The organism is Microvirga mediterraneensis (assembly GCF_013520865.1).
GTDB lineage: Bacteria > Pseudomonadota > Alphaproteobacteria > Rhizobiales > Beijerinckiaceae > Microvirga > Microvirga mediterraneensis.
In genome coordinates this window covers 191570-216951 of record NZ_JACDXJ010000002.1, presented here as the reverse complement: position 1 = coordinate 216951, position 25382 = coordinate 191570, and the positions used below count along the sequence as shown (strand labels likewise).

Genomic DNA, 25382 nt, shown 5'->3' with positions numbered 1-25382 from the left:
CTCCAGGTTTGAAGGAGGGCAGGGGACGAGTACCGGTGAAGCGCCTGCTCCCTCGTGTCTCGTCCCCATGCAAAGAGGCAGCGTACCCCGCCGGCTCAGCCGAGCGGGGCACTTTCAGCAACATTGATCGTTCATTACTTTGCGGCTAGGTCGCGCTTGAACCACTTCTGGGACAGCCGTGAGATGGTGCCGTCGGCCAGGGCCGATGCGATCGCCTCGTCGAACATGACTTTCAGGTCTTGGTCAGCTTTGCGCAGACCAGCGGCAACACCCCGACCCATGAAACCACCGGTAAAGCCGGGACCGGCAATGACGAAGTGTTCGAAGCCTGGCTTGCTCAGGGTGATGTCGAGGGCTGTCGTGGCGGCGGCCACAGCGTCGACACGTCCTGCCGCCAGATCTAGATCGTGCTGCTCCGTAGTCTTGTACTCGCGGATTTCTACACCCTGGAACAGGCGCTCCATCAGGGTTGCGAGAGTGGTCGAGCCCTGGACGCCCACGACCTTTTCCTTGAGGAGGGGCTTGATCTCGTCAGCGGCCTTCTGAGCCGCCGCAGCATCCGCGCCGATATCGAAGACTTTGTCGTTCGGCACCTTTGCCAGGGGAGAGTCCTTGGGAACGAGGAAGGCGCCGGGGGTGCGTGCATACGGCTGCGAGAAATTGATGGTTTCCAGCCGCTTATCGGTGATCTGCATCCCGGCCATGATGGCGTCGTACTTGCCGGCGTTGAGCGCCGGAATAATGCCGTCCCAGTCCTGGGCCACGATCTCGCACTTCACTTTCATCCGCGGGCAGAGCTCGCCGATGAGATCGATCTCGAAACCTTCGAGCTTGCCGCCGGGGCCAGTGAAGTTCCATGGAGCATAGGCACCTTCCGTGGCGATCTTCACGGTTTCCCATTTCTTTGCCTGTGCGAAGGCGCCGCCTGTGGCTGCAAGAAGCCCCAGAGTCGCTATGCCGAGTAGTTGAAAACGCTTCACCGAGCCGCTCCCCTTTTGAGTGTTTCTGAAATCCGTCCAGCGGCGACCAGGGCCTCCGCCAGGAGCTTCAGACCTTGCTCTAGACAGATAGGCTCACGCAAACGAGAATGTCTCCGGCTCAACTGTGAGAAAATCTAACAATGGCAGCGCGCCGGCTACCTCCTCTCAATGCTCTGCGGGCCTTCGAGGCAGCGGCCCGCCGTCGCTCGATCTCTCGGGCTGCGGAGGAACTCGGGGTGACCCACGGAGCAGTCAGCCACCAGATCCGAACCCTGGAAGCCTTCGTCGGCACCGATCTCCTGGAGCGGGCGGGCAACCGGTTCAAGCTGACGCTGGCAGGAGAGCAACTCCTGGCTCCCCTGAGTTCCGGGTTTGACCTTCTGGCAGCAGCCGTCATCAGCTTGGATCGGCCGAGCGTGCGGGGCGACGTCACGGTGAGCGCGCCTCCTGCCCTGACATGCCTGTGGCTCGTGAAGACAGTCGGCGACCTGTTGAAGCAGTACCCGGACCTGCGGTTACACCTGCGTCCCTCAAACAGTCCGAAGGAGGTCATCGCCTCCGATGTCGATCTGTGCATCCGCTATGGTGATGGGATCTGGCCTGGTCGACGCAGCGAGCAGTTGACCGACACCGATCTTTTCCCGGTCTGCCGACCGGATCTTCTCGCAAGCGGGGACATCCGTGAGTTGGCCGACACGCCCCTGCTATGTGCCGCAAACGGTCACGAGTGGGACCTCTGGCTGGCGACAGTCCCGCAGGGAAGCATCCTCACGGGAGGACGCCATTATCTCGGAAATCATCTGGCGATGATCGAGGCGGCCGCCGGTGGCCTTGGTCTCGCCATGGGAGACAACGTGACCTGTCAACGCTACTTGGAATCTGGGGTTCTTGTTCGACCGTTCGCTGAGAGTGTCCGGGCGCCAGCCTCATTTTTCCTGATTGATGCCGGGGATCACGAGCGGCGTCCGGCCGTAACAGCGGTTCGGCAATGGATCCTTGAAAGCTTCCATCGGAAAACCTTTCTAGCCGCCTGAGTCCAGTACGGGAGACAATGGCGACGACCCAGACTTCTTGTCAAAAGAGTTGTTCGCCGACATCGCACGCATGCCTCATCTCCGGCGGATTTGCTCTCAAAACTTCAGATGGTTCAACAAGTCAGCAATTCCATTGTGGGCTCTACTTGAACCTCTACTGAGGAGTTAAGGGGCTTTGCTCTTTCGGGGCGGACGTCCCAGCCTTGGGGGAGGGGAAGAAAAGTTCGCAGGGATTGGTTTGCTTGTCCGTTCCTTCGATGGCCCAACCTCCAGCCAAGGAAGAACCAGTGATGTAAATTCCTCAGCCCGACGGACAGAACTCGGCGTGGAGTGTGCCACAGCAGCCACCAGTGCCTCAATAATGGCCAAGGCGCTGGCATTGGAAACGGAGGAGAGTTGCCGCTCGGAGAAGGCGTAAAGGCTCGTATCAGCGATTGCTGCGAGAGGAGACTGATGATTATCAGTTACAGCCAGAATCGGAATACGTCGTAGCTTCGCGAGCCGCGCGAGCTCGATAGTATCCTTGATGTACCGAGGGAAGGCGATTGCGATGACGAGATCGGATGAATCGAAGTGAGAGAGATGACGTGCCCCACCAAAAGCGCCTTCCGTGTTCGACACGCTGCGCACATCGTCTCTAAATTGCCCGAGACCATTTGCCAGCACGGACCCTAAGCTGGCGGCATTGTCAAACCCAAGCACGTAGATGCGCCTAGCCGAGAGAACGAGGTCAACGGCCCGGGCACAGATATCCGCATTCAAGGCCTCCAGAGTCCTTTGGACGTTACGAACATCTTCACTCAGAGAGGCTTGGAAGACCTCTAGGGCGGTCGATGTTTTTGAGATCTGCTGCTCAAGCCGGTTGACTGGTTCCAGTGCCGTTTCGAAGCCTTTGATCAGTTCATCCCTGAACTCGGCGTAGCCGCCGAAGCCGATGGCGCGTGCAAACCGGTTTGCTGTTGCAACTGAGACCCCAACTGCCTGAACAGCTGTGTGGATACTCATACGGGCCGCCTGGACGGGTTCAGCCAATACAAAGTCCGCGAATGTCCTGAGCGCTCCCGTCATATCGGGATAGTGACGCCGAATGCGCTCCGACACCGGCAAGGTGGCCTGACTTTTAGCACTCATGGAACGATTTTGCTCAAATTTTCATCGCAGGGTCAATTGTATCAATTGTAACATGTGGTAGCATCCGTTTGTAACAATTTTATCCGGCCCCGTGACCGAAAATTAGGAGGCTCGTCGTGAACCAGGATCGCCGGACTTTTCTGAAGATGATGGCACTTTCCGGCGCTGTCATACCCTACGCAAGCAGCCAAGCTTTGGCTCAGACTCCTGCCAAGGTTCGGGTGCAAATCGGCTGGATCCCGAATGTCCAGTATGCGGGTGAATGGATCAGTCTTGAGCGCAACCTCTTCGCGAAGCATGGTGTTAGCGTCGAATGGTATCCGGGTGGGCCGAATGCACTCCCGGCCCCAGTTGTCCTGGCAGCCGGCAAGGCAGATCTCGGCTACAGCACGTGGTTCCCACTCCTTGACGCCGTCGCCAAGGGCAACGACCTCGTCATGATCGCGGCGGTCTTTCCCAAGAACCCACTCGGCATCATCTCCCTTGCCAAAAAGCCCATCCTCAAGCCTCAGGATCTAGTCGGTGCCAAAGTCCTTGCACAAGGGCCGAACGAGAAGACGGCGATCGACGCAACCCTGTCGTTGGCTGGCCTCCCGGTCCAGTGGACACAAGTGCCCGCCGGCTTCTCCCCAGAGCCACTCCTGGCGGGAGAAGGGGACGGCTACACCGCCTTCGGCGTGAACCAGACGATTACTCTAGAGCAGATGGGGCTGAAGTGGGGTAAGGACTTCCATTTCGTGAGCTTCGACGAACTTGGGTTCCGCACTTATGGAGCGGTCCTGATGACGACGCGCGCTTATCTTGAGCAGAACCGACCCGCCGTGATTGGCTATCTACGTGGCATCATTCAGGGCTGGCAGGAGAACGACAAGGATCCGGCTGTAGCGGCCCGCCTTGCTACAGAGAAATTTGGAGCCGATTTCGGGCTAGAGTTGAAACAGCAGATCCGCCAGAACGAGCTGCAAATCCCTCTCACGCGCTACGACGAGCAAGGCAAGCTCCGGCTGGCCCTTGATCGGGAGGTCATGAGTGGGCCCATGTATGCGGCTGCCCGGGCAACAGGGCGTACGAACCTGCCAGATGTCGACAAGCTAGCTGATTTCACGGTCGTTCCTGAAGCGCATCAAGGTCTCTGAGGTTCACGCTATCATGGCTATCTCGACTCCAACTCACGTGGACGTGCCGGATAATGTCGACATTCTCCTGAAAGGATGTGATGTCGTTACCATGGACAAGTCTGGGGCGGTCATAGCCGATGCGGCTATTGCCATCGCGGGAGGGCGTATTGTCTGGATCGGCCCATCGGCTGGGGCCAGTATCCTGCCCAAGGCGGCCTCCGTCATTGATGGATCGGGCCGGATCGCCCTTCCAGGCCTCATCGACGCCCATGTCCATACGGCCCAGCAACTCCTGCGCGGCAAGCTTGCGGAGCTGAGCCGGACGCGTCCGTTACGCAATCCGCCGTGGAAAAACTATTTCGTCCCGTTCGAGAGCCTTCTCGAACCCGAAGACGTTCATCTGAGCGGACTTGTCGCTTACACAAATATGATCTCGGTTGGGACGACCTGCTTCGCTGAAGCTGGCGGTCCGCATCCTGATGAGATGGCGCGGGCAGCCGTTGATGTTGGAATCCGCGGCTTCGTTGCCTTATCAACAGTGGATCAGAATACAGGCTTTGCGGGACGTACGGTTCCTGGCTCGATGATGATGACCACTGAGCAGGCCTATGATCGCAACGTTGGCTTGGTAAAGCGCTGGCGGAACGAGGAGCGGGTGAAGGCTTGGCTCTCTCTTCGACAAATTATCGTCTGCACGCCTGAGCTCATCACAGCCATGTCGAGCGCAGCCAAGGATCTCGACGTCAAGATCCATACGCATCTTGCAGAAGGCACCTACGAGGTGGACTACGCTCTCGAGAACTTCGGGAAGCGCCCAACGGAATACCTCGATGATCTTGGTGTACTCAGCCGACATCTCCACTGTGCACACTCCGTGCTCTTGTCGCCCGATGAAGTTGATCTCTACGCCAAGCACCGCGTCTCAGCCTGCCATTGCGCCTTCGGCAACTATGGAATTGGCATTCCCCGCCTTCAGGAGATGTGGCGGCGAGGGATTGATATCGGATTAGGGACGGATGGCGCAGCCTCAGCCGGAACACTCGATATGTTTCAGGTGGCACACGTGGCGCGGGTTGGTCAGCAGGCCAGCATTGGGCATCAATTTCACACACGCATTCCTATGAGCGCGGAAGAGTTGCTTAAGGTTGCGACCCAGGGCGGAGCGAGGGCGCTGGGCATCGAGGACGAGATCGGCAGTCTGGAAGTCGGTAAACGCGCTGATCTCATCCTCGTTGATGTCACTGATGCTGATCAGATGGGTGCCAAGGACCCGCTCTTCATCGCCTCGACGGTGAGTGTCGGTCGCGACGTCAGGACCGTGATCGTTGACGGGAAGCTTGTTATGAAAGATCGGGAGATCCTGACGGTGGACATGGAGGAGGTCCGGCACCGCCTGGCTCGGCGGCGCCCCGAAATCATGGCTCGTTTTGATGCGATGGTGGCCTGACGTCCATGCGGATCAGCACGTTGTCGCCCCACTCCTCGCGCGATTTGAATGCCGCGGCCGCACCCTTGATCCGGGTATCCGAGGTTACCAAGCAGTTTCGGCTTGACGATGGTCGCGAGATCCAGGCGCTCAGGGATATGTCGGTCGAACTCGGGCAGAGCGAGTTTGTGGCGCTTCTTGGCCCGAGTGGATGCGGCAAGAGCACAATTCTAAGGCTTGTGGCATCGCTCGAAAGTCCAACAAGCGGCTTGGTTGAGGTGAACGGCCGACCACCCGCTGAACTCGCGAAGCAGCATCGTCTCGGCGTCGCGTTCCAGGATCATGCCCTACTTCCCTGGCTGGATGTCGCGGCCAATATTGCGCTTCCCTTCAAGGTAGCGGGCTTACCCGTCGATGAAAAGCAGGTGTCAGAATTGATCCGCTTGGTTGGCCTCGCTGGTTTTGAGCGGGCACGGCCCAAGCAGCTGTCTGGTGGCATGAGGCAGCGAGTCGCGATCGCACGGGCGCTCATTTTGACTCCGGATGTTCTCCTCCTGGACGAGCCTTTTGGAGCCTTGGATGCCGTCACGCGGCGGCAGATGAACATTGAGCTGCAACGGATTTGGTCCGAGCAGCGGATCACGACACTTCTGGTCACCCACGCTGTCGATGAGGCGCTGTTTCTGGCCGACCGCATCATCGTTTTGAGCGGTCGACCGGGTCGCGTCATCCGCACACTTGACGTGCCATTCGCCCGTCCTCGCCATGCCGACATTATGCGAAGCGAGGCGTTTCACCGGCTCTGTGATGAGCTCACAGACGCACTGGAAACACCTGTCGAGCAAACCATATGAGCGCAATGCCCTCAGAGCGCATGAGAACAACGCTGCTTGGCGCGCTTGGCATCGGGATATTTCTCTGCCTCTGGGAAGTGGTCGGCCAGCTCAGGTTGCTTGGGCTGAGTTGGCCGCCGCTGACTGAAGTACTCGCGCTGTTGAGCAATCCGGCGCGGTGGGGCCTATTTGGCCGCGCACTTGCCGCGAGCCTCGAAGCTTTGACTGTTGGATACCTGATCGGCCTGGTCTGCGGCATCATTGCGGCTACCCTGGCCCATCTCACCCCTTCGCTGAAGCCAGGCTTAGATCGCACAAGCGCCTTCATTCATGCTATCCCGTCCATCGCACTCGCACCTCTATTCATTTTATTTCTAGGTCGAAACGCCACCCCGGCAGCACTGGCTGCCCTGAGCGTCTTCTTCGTAATCTATGTTGCGACCTCGTCCGGGTTAGGCTCCGTACCGCGTCCCTTGCAGGACCTCGTTCAAGTGCTTGGCGGCACGCGCCTGACCCAGTTCATTAGGCTCGATCTTCCGGCGGCGTTGCCGGTTCTTGCCAGTGGGATGCGGCTGGCTGCACCCGCAGCGCTCATTGGCGTGATCGTTGGCGAGTGGTTTGGGGCCCCCCGTGGCTTGGGCGTCCTTGTGATCAATGCAATGCAGAATTTTCAGATTCCCCTGCTCTGGAGTGCTGTTCTCCTCGCAGTTCTGGTTTCTCTGACACTGTTCGGCCTGCTTGGTCTTCTGCAACACTATGTGGCACGGCGATTCCGATGAGTGAACTCCAGCCACTGGAAGGTACGGGCGTCCGCAGAAATGCAGTTGGGAGCCTTTTGGCATCCCTGAAAAGCCTGTGGGGCATTCTTGTTATTGTCCTTCTTTGGGAGTTCTGGGTTACTGCCTCCCAGTTGAACACTATTGTGATGCCTCGCCCGCTGGATGTAGTCTCTGACATTGCCACTGCACCCGGGATCTACTTCGCAAGTATGGCACAGACCCTGTTGCTTGCCATGGCGGGTTTAACCCTTGGTATGTTTGTTGGGACGGCGCTCGCAATATTGACGTGGCTATCCCGGATTTTGGCAGGCCTTTTGACGCCGTTGGGCCTGATTTTTGCATCGGTCCCCGTTGTGGCCCTCATCCCGGTCCTTGCACGCATCTTCGGCTATGATATTCGCACGGTGCTCGCGATTGTCGTGATCATCTCGTTTTTCCCAGCCTTCGTATTCACGTCGGCAGGCCTGCGGGCACTGCCGCTAGGCAGTGATGATCTCTTTCGGGTCCTCGGTGCTTCTACCTTTCGTCGCCTCTGGTTTCTGGCTATTCCGGCAGCTGTTCCAGAATGGGCGGTGGCGCTACGTCTCGCTGCAGCTAACAGCATCCTGGCAGCAATGGTTGCAGAGTTTCTGATGGGGACCAGTGGGTTGGGGCACCTCTTCCACGCTGCACGAGCAGATCTCGATATGAGCCGCGCACTGGGGGCAAGTGCTATTGCAACAGTGATTTCGGTCGTGTCCTTCCTTGCCGCTTCAGGATTCGAGAAGAAAGTACGCCAGAACTGGAGCTGAGCCTGACGATCAACAGCGGAACTGTTGCACCGTCTGAAGTTTTATCTGGCACATACTTCCGGAAGGCTCCGGAGGTATATGATGCCGAAAGGTCGTCATTTCGATTCTTCGGAGGTCCTGCTCTGCGTCCTATGATACGAGACCTATGGTGTGGGGGCCAGGCATTGATTAGCACGCGTCGGATTCTCCAACTTTGATGGATCCTGCGACGGCACAGGTTACCGACTTCTTGTCAAAATGTTTGTTATGCGAAATGTTATATAGGAATAATGCTACGCGATAATGAGCTCATCCGAAGCAATTGCGTTTTGTCTCAGTCAGGATATAATCCACATCGAGACACAGAGGACATCGTCATGGCACAGCCTCTCAAACAACAAATGGCCGCTGCACCACAGGGCCTTCCTCACCTGGAGCAGGCGCGCTTTGAGCCCACAAATCGGAGGCGGCTGAGTGCGCCCGGCATGCGCACCTTCCTGGCCATTGCCGACCTGTGGGGTCTCACCGAGCAGGAACGCCTCCGGATCCTCGGGTACCCGCCTCGCTCAACCTATCACAAGTGGGCCAAACAGGCCCGTGAGCACGCAGAGTTCACCCTCGACGCCGATGTCCTGACCCGGATCTCAGCAGTCCTTGGTATCTACCAGGCTCTGCGGGTTCTTTTCGCGACGGAACAGGAGGGCTTGTCATGGCTTCGCGGGCCTCATCAGGCCACGGTGTTTGGAGGTCATCCGCCGATCGATCTCATAACTGATGGCACCCAGGACAGCCTCCTGACAGTGCGGCGCTTCCTCGATGCGGCCCGGGGCGGCCTCTACATGGAGCCCAATGCAGCAGATCAGGACTTTGCCCCCTACGATGACACAGAGATCCACTTTTCGTGACCGACGTCTATTCCGAAGCGCCCTTCCCGACCTATCGCCTGATCCCGTCCCAGTTTCCGCCTATTGGCCTGTTCGACACCGTGGCCACGGCCGCCGATCTCTCGGCGGTCATGGAGCTTGTCGGGTGGACCAATGACCGCTTGGTAGCCAGTCGCATTGCGCGCCTTCCGCAACAGGAATGGGTTTACGGCCGACCGAACACCAGCATTGTGATGGCGGCGTTCCTCCACGTCAGTCCCACGGGAATGCGGTTCAACTCACCCGATCTCGGAGCCTGGTATGCCGCTGGGGAGATCGAAACGGCGGCAGCCGAGGTCGGGCATCACCTCCGACGGGAGGCTGTGTCACGAAATGTGCCGGAACTCACACGGGTCTATCGCAGCTATTCAGCACGGCTGAATGGCGTCTATTTGGATATTCGCGGCCAACAGGCCGAGCGCTCTGATGTTTATGCGTCTGATCGCTATGAGGCCTCCCAGCAATTTGGAGAAGCGGTCCGCCGTGCCGGTGAGGCCGGCATCCTCTACGATAGTCTGCGGCGACGGGGAGGAACCAACATCGTTGCGCATCGACCCACGAATGTTCTCGATGTCACGCAGGCTGATCATTTCGAGATACGCGTTCCGGCTGTCGGACGTCGAATTGACGTGCGGAAACTCACCGCCGCTTAGAAGGAGAAATCATCGAGCCAAATGTCTTCGCGAGCGAGCACCTTTTCCCTTCGCTAGCGCTAGCAAGCGGCGTGGTCCTTTCATGCCCGAGAAAGCACCAACGCACCGCTGGACTGCCTTTGGTTGGCATTTGGCGGGAGGGATGTTAATTCGTGCCCATACCTTAATGTTTGTTTCTGTGTGGAGCGATGACGCTGCGTCGCCCCGCCTGAAATTCATTTTCAACGATCAGGATTGCCCGATGCCCGGCATCGCACGTCAGTTCGAGCCGCAGATCACCCGTATCGGTGGCGCCCCCTCCAAGTACCGCTTCACCGCCCGATGCTCGGGATGCCATAAGACGGACACCTACGAGTCGAGCACGGCTGTGGGTGACGATGTCGTCAAGGGCTACTTCAAGGACCGCGGCTGGCTTCTCGCCCGTGATCGTGCCCATGATCTGTGTCCGACTTGTCTGGCGAGACCCCATAAGGCTCAGCAGCCTCGCCAGCGTAACGAAGTTCGGCGCCACAGATCACCAGACCCTACGAACTCTCCAGATCGCTCGACACCGGCTGCGGACAAGCGGTCTCGAGACATCTCCGATATCCTGGCGCGCCACCTGGGCAAGCCCGACGCGCTCGCGGAAGAGGTCTTCCGTCCCAAGCTGGTGCAGGCCCCTCGCCCACCGGCGGCGGACGTGCCCCAGCAGGTCGCACCAGCTCCTGCCCTGTCACCCGAGGTCGAACATGCCCTAATGGGAATAGCTGCCGAGTTGAAAGACCTTCGCTTCACTATGGGCCTTATGGCTGAGCAGATGGGCAAACTCGTCTCTCTTGGCACTCAGCAGATTGACGCCATTGCGCGTCTGACGCCTCTGGTGATGCAGTCGGCGGAGGGGATCTCCGGAAGCCTGCGGGAGGTTGCCAGCGCGATCCAGTGCATTCCGACCGTTTCCACCCCTGCCAGTGCTGCTCTGAAGCTGCCAGCCGAAGCGGCAGGGGTTGAAGAGCCGCCGGCACTGCAACCCAATCTTCTGCAAGGTGTAGACCAGGCGGCTGATCCGGGAACTGAATCTGCACCAATCGCGGCAGAGGCAAAGACACCATCCAAGCAGAGCCAGCGACCCACGAGAAACGTGGCACTAGCGCTTCACGTGGGCTCTGCGCATGTCGTGGTCAAGTCGATCCCTGATGCCAAGCGTTCGGATCGGTTCTACACCATCATCCGACTGCCACGAGAATTGTGGGATCAAGCCGGCTTTGGTCCGGAAGATCGTCTCCTTCTCGATTGGAGTGGAAAGGCCCTGACCATTGAACGTGCTACGGACGGCGGGGTGAAGCCAAAAGCGATTGGGGGAACCTCTGTGGTGCTGCAGTCGTGGAAGCTGGGCAACCTGAACTTCGATTACCCGAAGGTGACAGAAACGGATGGGGGCTTGCACCTGACGGGAGAACGTAGCCCGGCGTAGGGCTGTGGCGAGCACGCTACGCGAACTGCTTACCAAAGTTTTGCTTATGCGATTCCTCTAGGTCGCTTGGTCATGTCAACTTGTCTCAAGTTATGTGAGGCCGCCAAGTGATTGGCTCTTCCATCGAAAAGCTGCTCAATCTCGAGGTTGGTCTCGGTGGGAAGGCTCAGTATGGAAGCTGTGGGTTGCAGACTCGCCTGTTTGCGCCCGCAGGATGGCTGACCTCCTGGCTCGCCACTTAGGAGACGTGAAGCGCTCGCTGTGGAGGTTTCCGCCCCAATCATCTTCCATTGCCCTACCGCTCGATTTCCTGTCCGTCGGAGTGCTTCTTGTTGCGCTTCTTGGAACGCCGCCTAGCATCTGGCGCGGGCGCTACCGTAGCCACGTCCGGCTGTGGCGCAGGCTTGAGCTTATCCTCCCGCGGCTCCTGCCCCGAGAGGCCAAATTGCCTAATCACACGCTCGAAGCCTGTCTTTTGAACCACCGGGACGGCGGGATCCGGCGTCGGATGAACCGGTGCCCCGACCGCTTCCCTCCCCAGGCTGTCAGGATGTGGGGCGGGGCGCTCGGGTATCGGAGCGGCAACCACCGTGGACTGCGGCCGCTGCACTTCCAGTCTGCGGGTCTCGGGCATCGGGGTTGAAGCCGGCGGTTGAGGCTTGGCGACAGGGCTGCGGTTGGGGCCCGACGGTATCCCGCGCTTGCGCTCACCGGCCGGCGCATCGCGGTGCCTCTGGCGTTCGGCCTCGGCCTGGCGCGGCACGGCTAGCTGGTGTGGATCCGCTCCTGCCATCTGGCTTGTCGGAGCTTGCCTCCCCTCCTCCGGCTGGCGCTCCTGCCGCATCGACGAGATCCCGTCAGGCACTCGCGGCGCGGGGGCATGCGGATCATGAGTCGGCATTGCGGCCGGCGTCTGCACAGCGGCTGGCCCAACGCTCAGACTCACTGGCGGCGGAGTGCGGCCTGGTTCGCGTGTGGCCTTGACCACAGCCTGCTCCAGCTTGGCCGTGCCGGGCTTGGAGGCGGCTGGCTGAGCAGCGGCGGCTTGGGCCCTGGCCCGCTCGCGTTCGGCGCGCTCTGCCGCGATCTGCTGGTCCGACTTGAACAGGGTGCGCTGCGGCGCCGGCCCGCGCTGCGTCGACGGAACCGGCGTTTCCTGCCGGGCAGGCCTGGCCTCAGCCTTGACCGCGATAGCATGCTCGGACTTTGTCGACGAAGCCACCGTGACGGGTGGGCTGTGGTTGTCGGGAGTGCCGCTGGCATCCGCCCGCTCGGGCACCCGCGCTGTCGGAGAAGCAACGCCATCCCTTCCGGCCTGCTCTGAGGGCTCTGTCGTCAGTGGGGCGGCCGTCAATCCGTCTGGCCGCGGCGCCGGCGCGCGTGCCTCGTCGCGCTTGATATCGGCGACAATCTTAGGGAGGATGTCCTGGGCCATGGCTTCCATGCGCTCGGAGATGCGGCGCATCTCCGTCTCCTTCCAGGCCGGGTCTTGGTCGAAAACTGATGCCTCAACCTGCACGGATCGGTCATATCTCTTGCCGGGGTCGCCCAAGGCGGCGAGCCGATCGATATCCCGGCGGTAACGCCGGGCGGCGAGCAAGACCCTCAGCTCGTTCTCCCGGTTGAGCAGCAGCCCGCGCTGGTAGATCAGGTCAACGTAGTCCAGCAACTCCTTGCGGTTGCGCAGGGGCTTCTGCCCCCTCGTCTTGTTCTCGTCCGCGTAGAGCACCAGCTTGGGCCGCGACACCACCCGATCGACGCACCACTTGGTGATGTCGAGGTAGACCTCGGCGATGCCGAAGTCCCGCGCGCTCTTACGCGCCTTCTCCGCCCTGTCGTTGATGCGCGACTGGTCCTCGGTGCTGCGCGCCTTGGCCGCAAGTTTCGTCTCCATTCGTGCGATCTTATCCCGCCGCTTTGCGATGCGCTTGGCATGCCCCATCAGGATGCGGTCGAGCATCACCTTCCACTGGCGGCGGGCCAACACCACTCCGTCCGCGGTCAACTCACCCGTGCGCTCCTTGTTGAAGGTCTTCGGCTTGATGTGCTGCATCGGGTCGATCGCGATCCCGACGGACGCGTTGCTGCCGAGATGATAGCGCTTTGCGACACCGGCCTTTTCCAAGGCGGCATTCGAGACCGTCTCCCAATGCGTGCGCAGCTCCGGGATCCAGTCGAGAGCATTAGCCTCGCGCGGCTTGTTCTGCTCGAAGGGGCGGACCACGCGCCGGGTGTAGTTCTTGTAGACTCTCTCCTCGAGCACCTCGAAATCCCAGCATTGCTCACCGGTCTTCGGGTGCTTCATCCGCACCGCCGGGCGGTCGTAGTAGACCAGGTGGACGTGGTAGTTGCGCTCGTCGTTGTTGGCATCCGGGGCGTGGATCACCGCCCAGTAGGGCAAGCCCTTCTCGGTCAGCTTGTTGGCAAAGTCGCGTACGATCTCCAGGCGCTCGCGGGGATCGAGCTCGTGCGGCAGCTCGGCGATGATGCGGGTCTGGGTGCGCCCGCCGCGCCCCGGCTCGATCTCGATTGGGGCATCCAGGTCGATCGCCACGGCCCACTGGTGGACCGCAAAAGCGGTCTCAGTCTCCAACTTCATGACCGCGTCCTCGCCGGCGGCGAAGGCCTCGCGCAGCTCGGCCTGGAAGGGCTTGGGAGCGGTGTCGATCTGACCAAGGGCCTTGTCCCACCAAGCTTGGCTCTCTCCGGCCTTGATCCGGACGGTGTCGCCCTGCGGCTTGCTCTCTGAGGCCTCGACGGCCTGCCAGAAGCGCTTGCGCTCCTCAATGGTCTCGCCGATCGTGCCGAAGGAGGCGTAGTCGAGGGCGTCGAGGGCGTCGTCCGTCAGGTTCCGCAGGCCAGCGCGCTCCGCGGTCCCTTCGCGTTCGATGAAGGCCTGCTGCTCGATCGACGAGCGATCCTGGGCCTCCTCTTGCATCTGCTCGATGATGGCCCACTCGCTGCCGAGGCCACGTTTGGCTTTGAGGCGCTCGGCCGCGCCGACACGCTCCATGTAGAGGGTGTGTGCCGTCGCCCGCGACCGCGTGATGCGCCGGCCGCCGCGCACGGCCTTGATCATCTCGAGGATGGGGGATGTATTCGAAACCGAGGTCTGGCTGAAGTGGCACGATTGCGTGCCTTGGTCGGAGGTTGGACGCTCCATGCTGTTGCTCCGGTTGCCGAACCGGATGCCGGGGCGGTTGAACGAGTGCTGCACCGCCACATGGACGCCGGATACGGGCGGGGTCGCGTCGACGGGAGAGCGGGCCGTGACGGTGATCGCGCCGTAACGCACGGGGGCGGGGGCCGCCTGTCCCTGCACCGCAGTCGCTTTGTCGATGCCGCCGCGGGCATCGGACGACGTCGACGCGACGACACCGGAGAAGTCGCGCCCGCCCTTGGCTTGCGTCCTCCTGAGGGGATCGGACAAATCTCGCAGGCAGTTCAGGACGAGGGGATTGGGATTGATCGAGGCCATAGTCACGCATCGGAATAGGCGCATATTGTAACGGCACGTCTGACATGTGACCAGTCTTCGAAGTGCAAAAATTCCTGTTGGCAGACCCGCTCCGGATCCCCTCTATCAGTGTTGAGGCTCCGTTCCGTCCCACAAGACTGTGCCGGGAACCTAAGGTTTTCCTCCAGGATGGGAGGGTCGCTTATGCTCCCCAAGACCCTCGACGGGCGCGCCACAGCCCAGATGCGACAGCGGGAGCGCTACTAACCTGGAGCTTGGATAGGACCGCCGGTCGCTAGGGCTCGCAAGCCTTGGAGAGTTCGTTCCCGGTCCGACCGACCGCGCTTGGATCAGTGACTACGGCACGTTTGCCAGCAGAGGGTTCACCGAACCAGCATAGCTTCCGGCACTCAAGTCCATCCTAGCCGAAGCCAAGGGACTGAGGCGGGAGCAGGGGATGCTGGGAGAGGAGCACCGCCTCCGATACGAGTGGCGGACAGGGAGCAAGGGAACCTCAATAGGCGCCGTGCGCCGGCCGGGTTCTTGTGACGTCTGACAGGACCCACAAAAACTGAGGAACTGAGCAAACGACCTTTCTGGCGACAACCGACCTTGAGGGGGCCTTAGGGGGCTTGGCTCTCCTTGGGATGAGCGAGCGGCCTCCGGACCAGCGACGCGTCCTACCTGGGCTCGAGCCAGCCTGGCCGCTTGGACTGGCGCAGTTCCCCCAGGGGGTCTGGCCGGACACGTCAGAGGCTGGACTGCCCGTGGTTCTCTCTGGGATCGCCGTTCTCCGTGGGATTGCTGGCCCTGGCTTGGCCTGGAGGCGGCGCCGACGTACAGCGGAGGCGCGAACGCGTTGGAGCCCTTTGTTTGCGCATTTCTAGGGCCATGCACGGTCCTGCCAGGAGGGCCCTCTGGCGTCAGCTTCGCTCCTCCGTTCTTCTCCGCTTCCTGTTCGCTGGCCGCTGCGCTGATAACGCCGGGTCTGGTTCTTGCGCTCGCCTCTAAGGGCCTGCAACAGCTCTCGAGCGCGGTCTCCGCGCGGCTCCCTCTCTTTTTATCCCGTTCACGGCCTTCCGGCTCCGGGTCGCACGGCTCCGTCTGGCCTCGTGGGCTTGGGGGCTTGCGCGGGTGTCCCCGTCTCGTCCGTGCTCCTGCCTCGGGGTGTGTCTCTGCCTCTGGCGCGGGCGCGACCGGCGCTCCCTCTCCCCTTCCGACCTGCGCGGTCAGGCGCAAAAAGCGGTCCCCTATTTTTTGTCGATAGGACGCTTAGGCCGTCGACTGCAGGCGCAAATAAGCGCCTTGCAATTTTCTGCATGTCTCGGCGTCGGTCGCTACCGTCCGGACCTATCCGGCCGCGAGGATCCGCGGCGGGCCACCTGGAATATTCCGCCCTTTATTGTCGATGGGACCTGGTCCTGCTGGGATCGCCCGGGCGGGTGGCACCGCGGGTCTTTCCGGCCCTCCAGTGGGATTTTCCCCAGGCAGAGCCCAAGGCGGCGCAAGGGTTTGTCCTGGATCGGGGCGCAAATGGCATGACTTGAAATTTTGCGCCCTCCCCTGTGCCAAGCCCCTGGATCCCAAATATCCGGAGCCGAGCCGATTGCGTCGGTAGCGCAAATAGACGCCGCTGAATTTTCCCGCTCTATCTCCGGGGAAGGCTGCGGTTGGGCTCCTGGGGGCGGCTCTCCGAACCGGCGGGGCGGGCTCGCCCGGGGCCTGGCCGGACCTCTCCCGGTCTCCTCTCAGTCTGGCCTTCCGGCCGCTCTCGGTCTGGCTCGAGGACGCCGCCCTCCGGCTGGCGCTGCGCCCTCTCGTCTCGCCTGGCCAGGGGGCGGGGATAGACGCGGCAGGCGCAAAATTGTTGTGGATCATTTTTCCCGGTCCGGTCTGAATCTGCCCTCTCGACCTGGTTGCTACCCCTCTCCTGGAACTCCCTCTCTCCTGCTTCGCCGCCCTGCGGACGGACGCAAAATATGGGGACCGAATTTTTCGGATCAGGCCGACGCCGTTTCTTCCGGGATGCCCGGTTTGGCCAGGACCCGGCTCCAGCAAGGCCACGGCCGCGCGCAAATTATCATCGTCCGAATTTTCCGGGTCTTTGGCTGTGAGGCCGGGCCTGGGGGCTCGGCGCCCTTCCCAGCCTGATTCCGGTCTGGCGCCGTGGCGCAAAATTCCGCTGCCACTTATTTCCGGGTGCGTGGCATGTCCGGGCCCAGAGCCTCGGGACACTCGGTCCAAGCCCCTGATTGTCGCGGCGGAGCGCAAATTCGGTTCCCGAATTTATCGGGTTCTTCCTCCCGATCCCTGGGCCGGCCCGTTTAGGGCTTGCAGCCAATGCTCCCCTTGGGCCTGAGGTGCTGCAGGGGCGCAAAACTTCAGGCCTAGGTTTTTCGGTACACCAATCCTGTGGAGCAGGAAAATTCCAGCAGTATTTTTTGCCGAACTCGACCGGAGACATGCCCTCCTGGGCCGTTGCGGGCGCCTCCTCGACGGGACGGAGGCAATATTGACCGGCTGATCCGGGCTCCGGTATAATGTTTGTACTCGGATTTCAGACAAGATCAGCGGCCAGCCTATGGGCCTGGCGCGACCAGGGGCATCATGAGCAAGGTTTCGTACACGTGGGGAAGCGAGCGCCCGTCCCAACGCCGCAAGCGCATGGACAGCGCGCGCAAAAGTGCCCTCGCCCAGATGGAGGACGAAAAGCGTCGCCACAAAGAGCGGATGGACGCGTTGAAGGCCCGTTTGGAGGAAATCGACTCCCATATGGAAGCTATCGACCTCGTCACCGCAGCGGGGCGCATCGACCGTACATTAGAAGAAGCCAAGGCCGAAGACCTGCGCGCGCTCGATGAGGTCGAGCCGCGGAAGCGGGGCCGCGGCCGGCCGCGCAAGGTTGTCCCCGAAGCCTCCGGCACCACACCCGCGAAGGAGAGCACCAAGGCGTCCAAGACGAAGGCTCCGGCCGTGCAAGCACGGCATGCGCTGTCCCAGCCGCGCAATGAATTGTCTCCGCCAGGCACGGACCAGGGACTGGATCTGAGCCCGTCCGTTCTGCCGGCATCGTCTGCCGCTGCGATGAAGGCGAAGTCCACCCGTGAGCCGAAGGCAAAGGACCCGGCAGTCGCGGCGCTGCGGGCGATCGACCTTTCCGATGTGGCTGCCGTGCCAGGGGCGTTGACGAAGGTGTTCCCGCAGGCGAATTTTCCGTTGGCGTATGAGTATGGCGTGGAGGATCCGGACAGGGTTTCCTATGAGAACCTGGCCTCTGAGGACAAGATCAGGTGGATCACATCAGTGCACTTCAAGGGTGACCAAGCGGCTTACGACAAAGCGTTCAAGGTCAATCTGAGTGACAACTTCCGGATGCAGAAGCTCTACAAGGATGACATCCCGCAGGCCATGGCAAAGGAGAGCGCGCGCCGCAAGCTCTGGGCGACGGTGCGCAAGCGCGTCCAGCACGTCGTAAAGACCTATCCCGACGTTTTGTCGGGTAAGGTTCCTTTGGAGAGTGTCCAGAAGGCTTTGTCGGAGTATGACCAGTCCGATCTCTCTTACATGGGCGTTGCGGAGCAGCGGACCTGGTGGGAGTTCGTTGACGCGCTGCCATGGCCGGAGGGCCTGTCCCGCCGGGATATCATGGTCTTCGACGGGCGCGGCGACATGATGGATCCGGACGCGTTCGCTTTCTGGGACACGACCAAGACCAAGAAGCGCGAGGGCTCGGTCCTACGCGAGCAGGTCTCGGCCGAGAAGCGCGCTGAGCAGAAGGCGCGGGAGCGCATGGAGGAGTTGCGCCGCCTCAGCTTTCTGGCGAGCTCACAGCAGAAGGCGGAACTCGAGGAACTCGAGAAGCACTTCGCGCCGCCGTCCTCCCCCGACTCCTAAGGTGTGAGGTCCGACGACATCGTTTCAACTTCCTGATCGTCAGATGAGCCTCTGAGATGCGATGCTGATCCTGTTGCTGCTGTGGGCCTGTGGGCAGCGCAGGAGCGCTGTCCATCAGATCCACAGCCGAAGGGCGGGGAACGCCATGGATCTGCTAAAGGCGCGTCTCGCGTGGGTCGAACTCTACGCCAAGACCGACGATGCGGGGCTGGTGTGCCGCCGCTGCGGCATCTCCCGGCCCACCCTGCGCAAGTGGTGGCGCCGCTTTCAGGTGGATGGCGAGGCAGGCTTGGTGGAGCACAGCCGCCGTCCGCACCGTCTGGCGGCTCAGAAAGTCTTCGCCGATCAGGAGACGCTCATCCTAGTGGTTTCCGCCTAACAGAAGAGTCCGTTTGAAGGATTCCCCTTAGCCGGTGTGCATGCGAGGCTGTGGCATGCGCACTGGCATCTCGATCACCCTTACACTTTCCGACCGGCAGCGTCTTGAGGCGCTGACCAGCAACCGGAACACGGCCCAGAAACACGTCTGGCGGGCTGCCATCGTGCTGCTGAGCGCCGATGGCGTCGGACCGGCACCTCCAAGACCTGCGTCTGGCGCTGGCAGGAGCGCTTCACGCAGGAGGGCGTTGACGGCCTGCTGCGCGACAAGACCCGCCCCTCCCGGATCAAGCCGCTCGGTCCTGACATCGCCGAGCGGGTGGTCACCCTGACGTTGGCCGACCCACCGGTCGAGGCAACGCACTGGACCGCTGCTATGATGGCCAAGGAGGCTGGCATCAGCGCCAGTGCGGTGCGGCGCATCTGGCGAGCGCATGGTCTCCAGCCGCATCGCTATCGTCAGTTCAAGCTCTCCAATGATCCCAAGTTTGCCGAGAAGCTCCGGGACGTGGTCGGGCTCTACGTCGATCCACCCGCCCATGCCATCGTGCTCTCGGTTGATGAGAAGAGCCAGATCCAGGCGCTCGACCGCACCCAGCCCGGCCTGCCGCTGAAGAAGGGCCGGCTAGGAACCATGACGCACGACTACAAACGCAACGGCACCACTACGCTCTTTGCCGCTCTGAACGTGCTGGATGGCTCCGTCATCGGGCGCAACATGCAGCGCCACCGGCATCAGGAATTCATCCGCTTTCTCAACGCCATCGAGGCCCAAGTGCCACCTGGCAAGGCCGTGCACGTGATCCTCGACAACTACGCCGCCCACAAGCACCCGAAGGTTCGGGCCTGGCTGGATCGCCACGAGCGCTTCACCTTCCACTTCACCCCGACCTCATGCTCGTGGCTCAATGCAGTTGAGGGCTTCTTCGCCAAGCTGACCCGCCAGCGGCTCAAGCGCGGCGTGTTCCATTCGGTGGCTGACCTTCAGGCGGCCATCAACCGGTACGTTGCCGAGACGAACGCCAGTCCCAAGCCCTTCACGTGGACGGCTGATCCAGATGAAATCATCGCCGCCGTCAGGCGTGGGCACCAAGCGTTAGATTCCATCCACTAGCCCTGCGCCGGGAGCGGCGGCTCGGGGTCAAGCAACTGCGCAATGAGTTGATCCGGCAGCACGACCTGACGTTGTCGCTCGACACCATCCATCGGACACTCGTTCGCCATGGCGTGCAGGTTCTCAAGCGGCCGCGCCGGTGGCGAAAGGGCGAGCGACGCTACAGCCGGCTGATCCCCGGGGACCGCGTCCAGATGGACGTCTGCAAGATCAGGCCAGGCGTCTACCAGTACACCGCGATCGACGATTGCAGCCGCTACAAGGTGCTCGGTGTCTACAGCCGCGCCACGGGCGCCAACACCCTCGACTTTCTGGAGCGGCTGATTGAGGAGATGCCGTTCCCGATCCAGCGCATCCAAACCGATCGCGGGCGCGAGTTCTTCGCGAAGCGGTTCAGCAGCGGTTGATGGACTGGGCGATCAAGTTTCGGCCGATCCCGCCCCGGTCGCCCCATCTGAACGGCAAGGTCGAGCGAACGCACCGCGCGGATCGGGAGGAGTTCTGGGACACGGTTGATCCCAAGGATCCGGAGATCGAGGCGAAGTTGTCTGAGTGGCAGCATCACTGGAATTGGCACCGGCCCCATACCACGCTGGGCGGTCAGTCGCCCATCGATCGTGTCTGCGACCTTCTCGACAAGACTCCACTCGGCGAAGCTGTCGAGGCGGCCTACGACGGCAGCCGTGAGCGCATCAGGATTGCCGATTACCGGCTGGATACCGCTCTGGCTCAGCTGAAATGATGTCCCCAGACCCTTCACCTAAGGGGTCCCAACCTTCAATCAGATTGGGGGACCTTCCATGCAAGTCGGACGGATCGCCCGGCTTTGTTGGAGCCTTCTGAAATCGGCTCACCATCAGCCGGTCCCTGCCCTGTCGCAGCGAGGTTCAGCACAATGGCAGGCACCAAGCCCCTGACGCTTCAGGCTGCCACGGCGGTTGTGATCAGCCGCGCCCTTGCCATTGTGCCAGCGTCTGGGGCATTGGAAATTGCAGCAGGTATGTCTCGACTGCGTCCCGAATCCCGTCGATGTCATCACGGTCCTTGACGGAGATGGTCAGCCGGCCGCCGATCGCACGCGCCAAGCGGGCTTGGTCCTCGGTGAAACTATCCCAGGCACCTGCGACCTCGAACGCAATCCGGTAGATCGAACCACCGTCCCGATCGCCGACGAGCTCGTCATCGAACCATCGCAGACTCAGGAAGACCCTCGCGAGGGTTTCCCTCTCCTGTTTTGCGACCGCCATCACCTCAAGGCGGCTGTCACTCACCACTGAGACATCGTACGCGTACTCCAGCATCTATAATTCCTTTCCCATAGGGTGTCCGATGGACAGGCGACTCCTGCCCTTCTGTGTCAAGACGCGAGCGCATCACTTCCAGACCGTACTCTCCAGACCAAGCTGCCCTGATCGGCGTGAAAGGTCAGGCAGAATGGCCGCCCTTCCCATCTTTGCATCCGGGCGCGACTTGCGCCAATGGATGCGTCGTGCATGACCTGTTGATGATCGGCGGATCAAGCCTCACACTTCATTCGGGCTCGATTGTCGAGTGTTCAACCCGCGCTCTGGGCGTCTGCTTCGCGGGACCGGCAGCAATGTCGTCACCATCAGTGGTGACGTTGCGGGCGGCGATCATTGGGCCGTCAGTAGGAAGGAGAGAAGACGGGCCACCCTCTCTCGGATCTCGGAGCTTTGCATCCGGACAGCACATCCCGCGTGCACCCCACCGGGCTGTCCCGGACCACATGCTCTTCGCGCTTACCGCTCGGCGCTCTGGGCGGGATCAGCCGCTGCCATCTCGTGAAGCTTGTGCCAGACCAGCTCCAGCGCCGCCAGATGCGGATGTTCGAGCGCATAGGCTGGCCCGATCGCCTGCATGCGGGCATCCCTGGCATCCCATGCTACCTCGATGTCCTGGCAGATCGTGCCGCGAAGTCGGTTTCGGGCCGCAGGAGCGAACACCACCTGGTAGGCCGCACGCTGCACCCTCACGAGCATGTGCGCGCAGATGCCGATCTCCACCGCGAGCGAGACCGGCAGCTCGACTGTGATTTTAAGTTCCGACCCGATGGTCAGCGGGGGCGAGGCAAGGGCATGCTCGGCGGCGCGACAGAAGACATCTGCGCCTACACTGAATGTTGCATGGCTGTTCAAGCTGTAACGGCTCGCGGCCGCCGCCGTGATGGTCAGCTTGGACTTCGCCAGTGCGCGGTTCGGGTGCGGGGCGGTCTTTGTTTTCCGTGTTGTCATGATCGTCTTTCTTGGGATTTCAGCATCAGGCTGGAACACCCTTTCCTTCGACGAAATCTGCCTTCTCGAGAGACGTGGCGCGACTCGACCTGCGCTCCTGGGACCACGTCAATCCAACACAATCGCACGATCCGTCAGGGTTCATGGAATGGCGCGCAGGCATCCGCTGCGGCTTGTGGACCAAGACTATGACATGAGGCAGCGTGACCTGTCCCGCAGGAATACAAGAGCGGCTGTCCGCGATAGGCGTCGTCCGCTGCGGAATTGTTTGCAGCCTTGGGCACGCCTAAGGACAATGCAGCCATAGGGAGCCGATGGCCTTGGGTCAGACTTGGTTAGCGTGTTTGCACACGGTACCGCTGCCCCATGAGCGTCGGGTTTGCCGTTGCGATTAATGCGAGAGTCATCGCTCGTGTGTCAGCGAGGTGCGGCGAGAGCGGATCTCAGCTCAAGACGCGACTGGGAAAGCCGCATGACGGGGCCGTCGCCATGCGGTGCGCAAGATCATAAGACCCTCCTTCGTCGTGGCGGTCATGCCCTTAAGATAGTGATCGCGGCCGGGAGGACATCCTTTACGGATCCTTCCGGCCAGCTGGAATAAGCCGTCAGCCGAAGAGCAATGAGGCAATTGCTTGTGCGGCGATGGCTGCCGACGCCAGCGTCAGAATCAGGTTCGTCATGATCATGGTCTCCTTGTGTGAGGTGCGCTTATCGAGGGGAATCCTGTTACCAGCTCCGGCAATTGCTTAGATGCGCCGTTCGTTGTTCTTGGAACCGTCTCCGCTCTTACTTTACTCTGTCGGGTTTCTCATCCAGGCCCTTCCCTTCTGTCTCCTTCCGCCTGATCCTCACCTCGTGTTCTCTCATCCGCAACCTCAGAAGGCCGTCCAAAACGCCGGCGACAAAGCGGGCGTGCGAATTCAGGAGGGATCGTCTCCGTCATTCGCACGCCGATTGTCTGCTTATTCTGGAAGCTGCCACAGCACTTGCTCACCGACATGGTGGCAGACCGCGGCAGCAGAAGATACTCTATTTCAACATCAGGATCTTGAGCAATCGTCCCCACGCTTCATCAGGCAGTCCCTGAATTTGTTTGATGAGCAGTTGATCGCCACTCGCCAGAACACCGGCGCGGATCTGTGGGCCACGCTTTTCTCCTTCCCTGACCTCATCTTCATCGAGATCCATTCCTCGGATGATGGCGCCGACGCGCAACGCCTCCTCCAAGGTCACGCCGAACGGGCTCTGAAACGACTGACCGCAGGCTTGGCACCCCTGCGCGGTGGAAGTATTCAAAGCACCGCAGCCACCGCAGGTCTTGAAGAGCTGCGGCGGCGGCGGGAACTCCGCGTCGCACACGATGCATGCTGGCGCACTGCGCGGGTTCGGGGCGGCGCAAACCCGGCAGATCTTCAGCGCCGGACGCGGCGCCTCCTTGCGCGCCGCCGGGCTCATCTCCTGCTCCACCCGGCGGGCAAAGCGCTCGAAGATCTTGTGCACCGGCATGACGACATAGGCCCGCGAGCCGTCATCCTCGCGTAGGTTGCGCACGACCCGTCCCATGGCCTGGCGGAACGCCACCTCGGTCTTGGCATGGGGCAGGTACACCAGCACCCGCAGACGCTTGATGTCGACCCCTTCCGACACCATGGCCACCGAGACAAGCCAGCGTCGATCGTCGTCCCGGAACGTGTCGATGAGTGTTTCGGCATGTCGCATGTTGCTGTGGACCAGCACGGGCTTCGCCTGCGATGGTCTGCCCGACCCAGGCGTCTGCTCAAGCTTTTCCAGCAGCGCTGCCATGTACTCCGCCACCTCGATGCTCGGCGCGATGACCAGGCCGCCGGCGTTGGGAATGCTCTCGCGAAGCGCGTTGAGCTTTTCAATGCCCCACGTCAACATCGAGGCTTGGTAGGAGGTCAGATCGGGGGTGCCATCGGGCAGGTACTTGGGCGTGCAGGCGAGCCGGTAGAAGTCCACGGCCCGCTCCAAGCCCTTGATGCGCTTCAGCGCAGGGCTGAGCCGAGGCGCGTTCGTCCCTGATACGGCGACGGCATCGCCGTCCGGCAGAGCCACCGAGAAGCGCCCCTCATGGCGGTGGAAGGTGATCGGCCGGCAGTAGCCCAGATCGACCGCCTTGCCATAGCTCAGCGTGTAGGTGCCTGCCTCCGGGTGCCGGATCGCACCCTTGCTGTCGTAGGCAAGCCAGACCGGCTTCTTGCCGTCGGAGCGGATCGGCGTGCCGGTGAGCACGAGCACGAAGCGGGCGTCGGCAAAGGCGCTGTCGGCCTTGTCGCCCCAGGCAGCTTTGACCGCGGCATGATGATGCTCGTCGCAGATCACCAGCGTTCGCGAGGCGCGGCAGACCTGCTGGAAGGCATCCTGCAGCCCCTGGACGGCTGACCAGGTGGCGCAGAGATCCGTGCCGTAGGCCTCAATGCTGCCATGGGCGCCGGTGACCTTGGTCATGGGTCTCCCGGTCACTGTCTTGAATTCGTCGGCCCATTGGCTGACGACCTGGGTGCGTGGGGCGATGACGATCACCCGCTCGATCTCGTTGGCTTCGAGCAGATGGCGCGCGATCACCGAGGCGCAGATTGTCTTGCCGGCGCCGGGCGCGGCATTGATGAGGAAGTGGCGGTCGGGGCGGGTCTCGAGCAGCCAGGTGAGCGCTTGGCGCACGGCCTCTGACTGCCACGGACGGAGGTTGATGAGGCTCATTCTTTCGCCCCTTTCTGGTTGTTGCACGGCGGGCACAGGGCCTGGCCGTTGTGGAGGGTGGTCGGGCCGCCTTTGGTGAAGGCCTGCTTGTGGTCGGCGTGGAAGCGGTCGGTCAGCGGCTTGCCGCAGCGGCGGCAGCGATTGCCGGCGAGGAGGCGCAGGATCAGGCGCTGCCGCTGGGAGAAGAAGCGTCTCATCGGCTGATCCAGTACTCGCGCATATGGATCTCCTTGTACGGCAGCGCCGCCGGCACCTTGCAGAGGGTGTGCTCGTTGAGGCGTCGCAGGATCCTGGCCATTGGCGCGCGCTCCGACTTGATCAGGAAACCGTCGCGCTTCATGCGGGCCATCTCGGCATTGGGGTTCTGCACACCGAAGAGCAGCATCGCTTCGAGCAGCGAGACGCGGTGGCCCTCGAGCATGTGCTCGCGCAAAGCCATCGCGGGCATGTAGGTTGGTGTTGTCATGGG

18 protein-coding genes and 3 pseudogenes are annotated in these 25382 nt (G+C 61.6%); 13 read left to right on the top strand and 8 right to left on the bottom strand.

Features of this window, described 5'->3' with window-relative positions; translation table 11 throughout:
- Positions 1-134: 134 nt before the first annotated feature.
- On the bottom strand, positions 135-980 hold the full coding sequence (locus H0S73_RS23360) for a transporter substrate-binding domain-containing protein (RefSeq protein ID WP_181054612.1): 846 nt from the start codon (positions 978-980) through the stop codon (positions 135-137).
- Between the two features lie 140 nt (positions 981-1120).
- On the opposite strand from H0S73_RS23360, the gene H0S73_RS23355 reads away from it, so the two are divergent.
- On the top strand, positions 1121-2014 hold the full coding sequence (locus H0S73_RS23355; protein WP_181054611.1) for a LysR substrate-binding domain-containing protein: 894 nt from the start codon (positions 1121-1123) through the stop codon (positions 2012-2014).
- A 165-nt stretch (positions 2015-2179) separates the two neighbouring features.
- On the opposite strand, the gene H0S73_RS23350 is transcribed toward H0S73_RS23355, so the two are convergent.
- On the bottom strand, positions 2180-3145 hold the full coding sequence (locus H0S73_RS23350) for a MurR/RpiR family transcriptional regulator (protein ID WP_181054610.1): 966 nt from the start codon (positions 3143-3145) through the stop codon (positions 2180-2182).
- Between the two features lie 116 nt (positions 3146-3261).
- Here H0S73_RS23350 and H0S73_RS23345 point away from each other — a divergent pair, with 116 nt between their 5' ends.
- The 8 genes from H0S73_RS23345 (at position 3262) to H0S73_RS23310 (ending at position 11097) form a co-directional block, all read left to right on the top strand.
- Positions 3262-4281: an ABC transporter substrate-binding protein gene (locus H0S73_RS23345; protein WP_181054609.1), complete on the top strand. Its 1020-nt coding sequence runs from the start codon at positions 3262-3264 to the stop codon at positions 4279-4281.
- A gap of 13 nt (positions 4282-4294) precedes the next feature.
- Positions 4295-5710, top strand: a complete 1416-nt coding sequence (locus H0S73_RS23340; RefSeq protein ID WP_181054608.1) for an amidohydrolase family protein — start codon at positions 4295-4297, stop codon at positions 5708-5710.
- 5 nt (positions 5711-5715) lie between these two features.
- A complete protein-coding gene (locus tag H0S73_RS23335; protein WP_181054607.1) occupies positions 5716-6543 on the top strand; it encodes an ABC transporter ATP-binding protein in 828 nt (275 codons plus the stop codon).
- Positions 6540-7301 (top strand): ABC transporter permease, encoded by a 762-nt coding sequence (locus H0S73_RS23330; protein ID WP_181054606.1) that lies wholly within the window; start codon positions 6540-6542, stop codon positions 7299-7301. The genes H0S73_RS23335 and H0S73_RS23330 overlap by 4 nt, the downstream gene beginning before the upstream one ends.
- Entirely contained in the window at positions 7298-8092 is a 795-nt protein-coding gene (locus H0S73_RS23325) for an ABC transporter permease (RefSeq protein ID WP_181054605.1), read from the top strand. Before H0S73_RS23330 ends, H0S73_RS23325 begins: the two co-directional genes overlap by 4 nt.
- A 380-nt stretch (positions 8093-8472) precedes the next feature.
- Entirely contained in the window at positions 8473-8976 is a 504-nt protein-coding gene (locus H0S73_RS23320) for an MbcA/ParS/Xre antitoxin family protein (RefSeq protein ID WP_181054704.1), read from the top strand.
- Positions 8973-9647 (top strand): RES domain-containing protein, encoded by a 675-nt coding sequence (locus tag H0S73_RS23315; RefSeq protein WP_181054604.1) that lies wholly within the window; start codon positions 8973-8975, stop codon positions 9645-9647. Before H0S73_RS23320 ends, H0S73_RS23315 begins: the two co-directional genes overlap by 4 nt.
- Before the next feature lie 142 nt (positions 9648-9789).
- Positions 9790-11097: a YML083C domain-containing protein gene (locus H0S73_RS23310; protein ID WP_246389379.1), complete on the top strand. Its 1308-nt coding sequence runs from the start codon at positions 9790-9792 to the stop codon at positions 11095-11097.
- Positions 11098-11392: 295 nt separating this feature from the next.
- On the opposite strand, the gene H0S73_RS23305 is transcribed toward H0S73_RS23310, so the two are convergent.
- Complete coding sequence (locus H0S73_RS23305; RefSeq protein WP_181054603.1) at positions 11393-14575, bottom strand: MobA/MobL family protein; 3183 nt, start codon at positions 14573-14575, stop codon at positions 11393-11395.
- A gap of 2586 nt (positions 14576-17161) precedes the next feature.
- Between H0S73_RS23305 and H0S73_RS23300 the strand changes: the two genes are divergently transcribed.
- From H0S73_RS23300 to H0S73_RS23285, 4 genes and pseudogenes are all read left to right on the top strand, one after another.
- Positions 17162-18448, top strand: coding sequence for a hypothetical protein (locus H0S73_RS23300; RefSeq protein WP_181054602.1), 1287 nt, complete (start codon positions 17162-17164; stop codon positions 18446-18448).
- A gap of 145 nt (positions 18449-18593) precedes the next feature.
- A pseudogene (locus H0S73_RS23295) lies at positions 18594-18812 on the top strand (helix-turn-helix domain-containing protein); the annotation flags it as partial.
- 70 nt (positions 18813-18882) lie between these two features.
- Positions 18883-19940: pseudogene (locus tag H0S73_RS23290) on the top strand (IS630 family transposase).
- Positions 19937-20682: pseudogene (locus H0S73_RS23285) on the top strand (DDE-type integrase/transposase/recombinase); the annotation flags it as partial. The pseudogenes H0S73_RS23290 and H0S73_RS23285, both read left to right, overlap by 4 nt.
- Before the next feature lie 202 nt (positions 20683-20884).
- Here H0S73_RS23285 and H0S73_RS23280 read toward each other — a convergent pair.
- From H0S73_RS23280 to H0S73_RS23260, 5 genes are all read right to left on the bottom strand, one after another.
- A complete protein-coding gene (locus tag H0S73_RS23280; RefSeq protein WP_181054601.1) occupies positions 20885-21241 on the bottom strand; it encodes a hypothetical protein in 357 nt (118 codons plus the stop codon).
- A gap of 459 nt (positions 21242-21700) precedes the next feature.
- Positions 21701-22192 (bottom strand): hypothetical protein, encoded by a 492-nt coding sequence (locus H0S73_RS23275; protein WP_181054600.1) that lies wholly within the window; start codon positions 22190-22192, stop codon positions 21701-21703.
- Positions 22193-23221: 1029 nt separating this feature from the next.
- Positions 23222-24913, bottom strand: coding sequence for a DEAD/DEAH box helicase (locus H0S73_RS23270; protein ID WP_181054599.1), 1692 nt, complete (start codon positions 24911-24913; stop codon positions 23222-23224).
- Positions 24910-25110 carry an HNH endonuclease gene (locus H0S73_RS23265; RefSeq protein WP_181054598.1) on the bottom strand — a complete coding sequence of 67 codons (201 nt, stop codon included), beginning with the start codon at positions 25108-25110 and terminating at the stop codon, positions 24910-24912. The genes H0S73_RS23270 and H0S73_RS23265 overlap by 4 nt, the downstream gene beginning before the upstream one ends.
- Positions 25107-25379 (bottom strand): helix-turn-helix domain-containing protein, encoded by a 273-nt coding sequence (locus H0S73_RS23260; protein ID WP_181054597.1) that lies wholly within the window; start codon positions 25377-25379, stop codon positions 25107-25109. Before H0S73_RS23260 ends, H0S73_RS23265 begins: the two co-directional genes overlap by 4 nt.
- Positions 25380-25382: the final 3 nt, after the last annotated feature.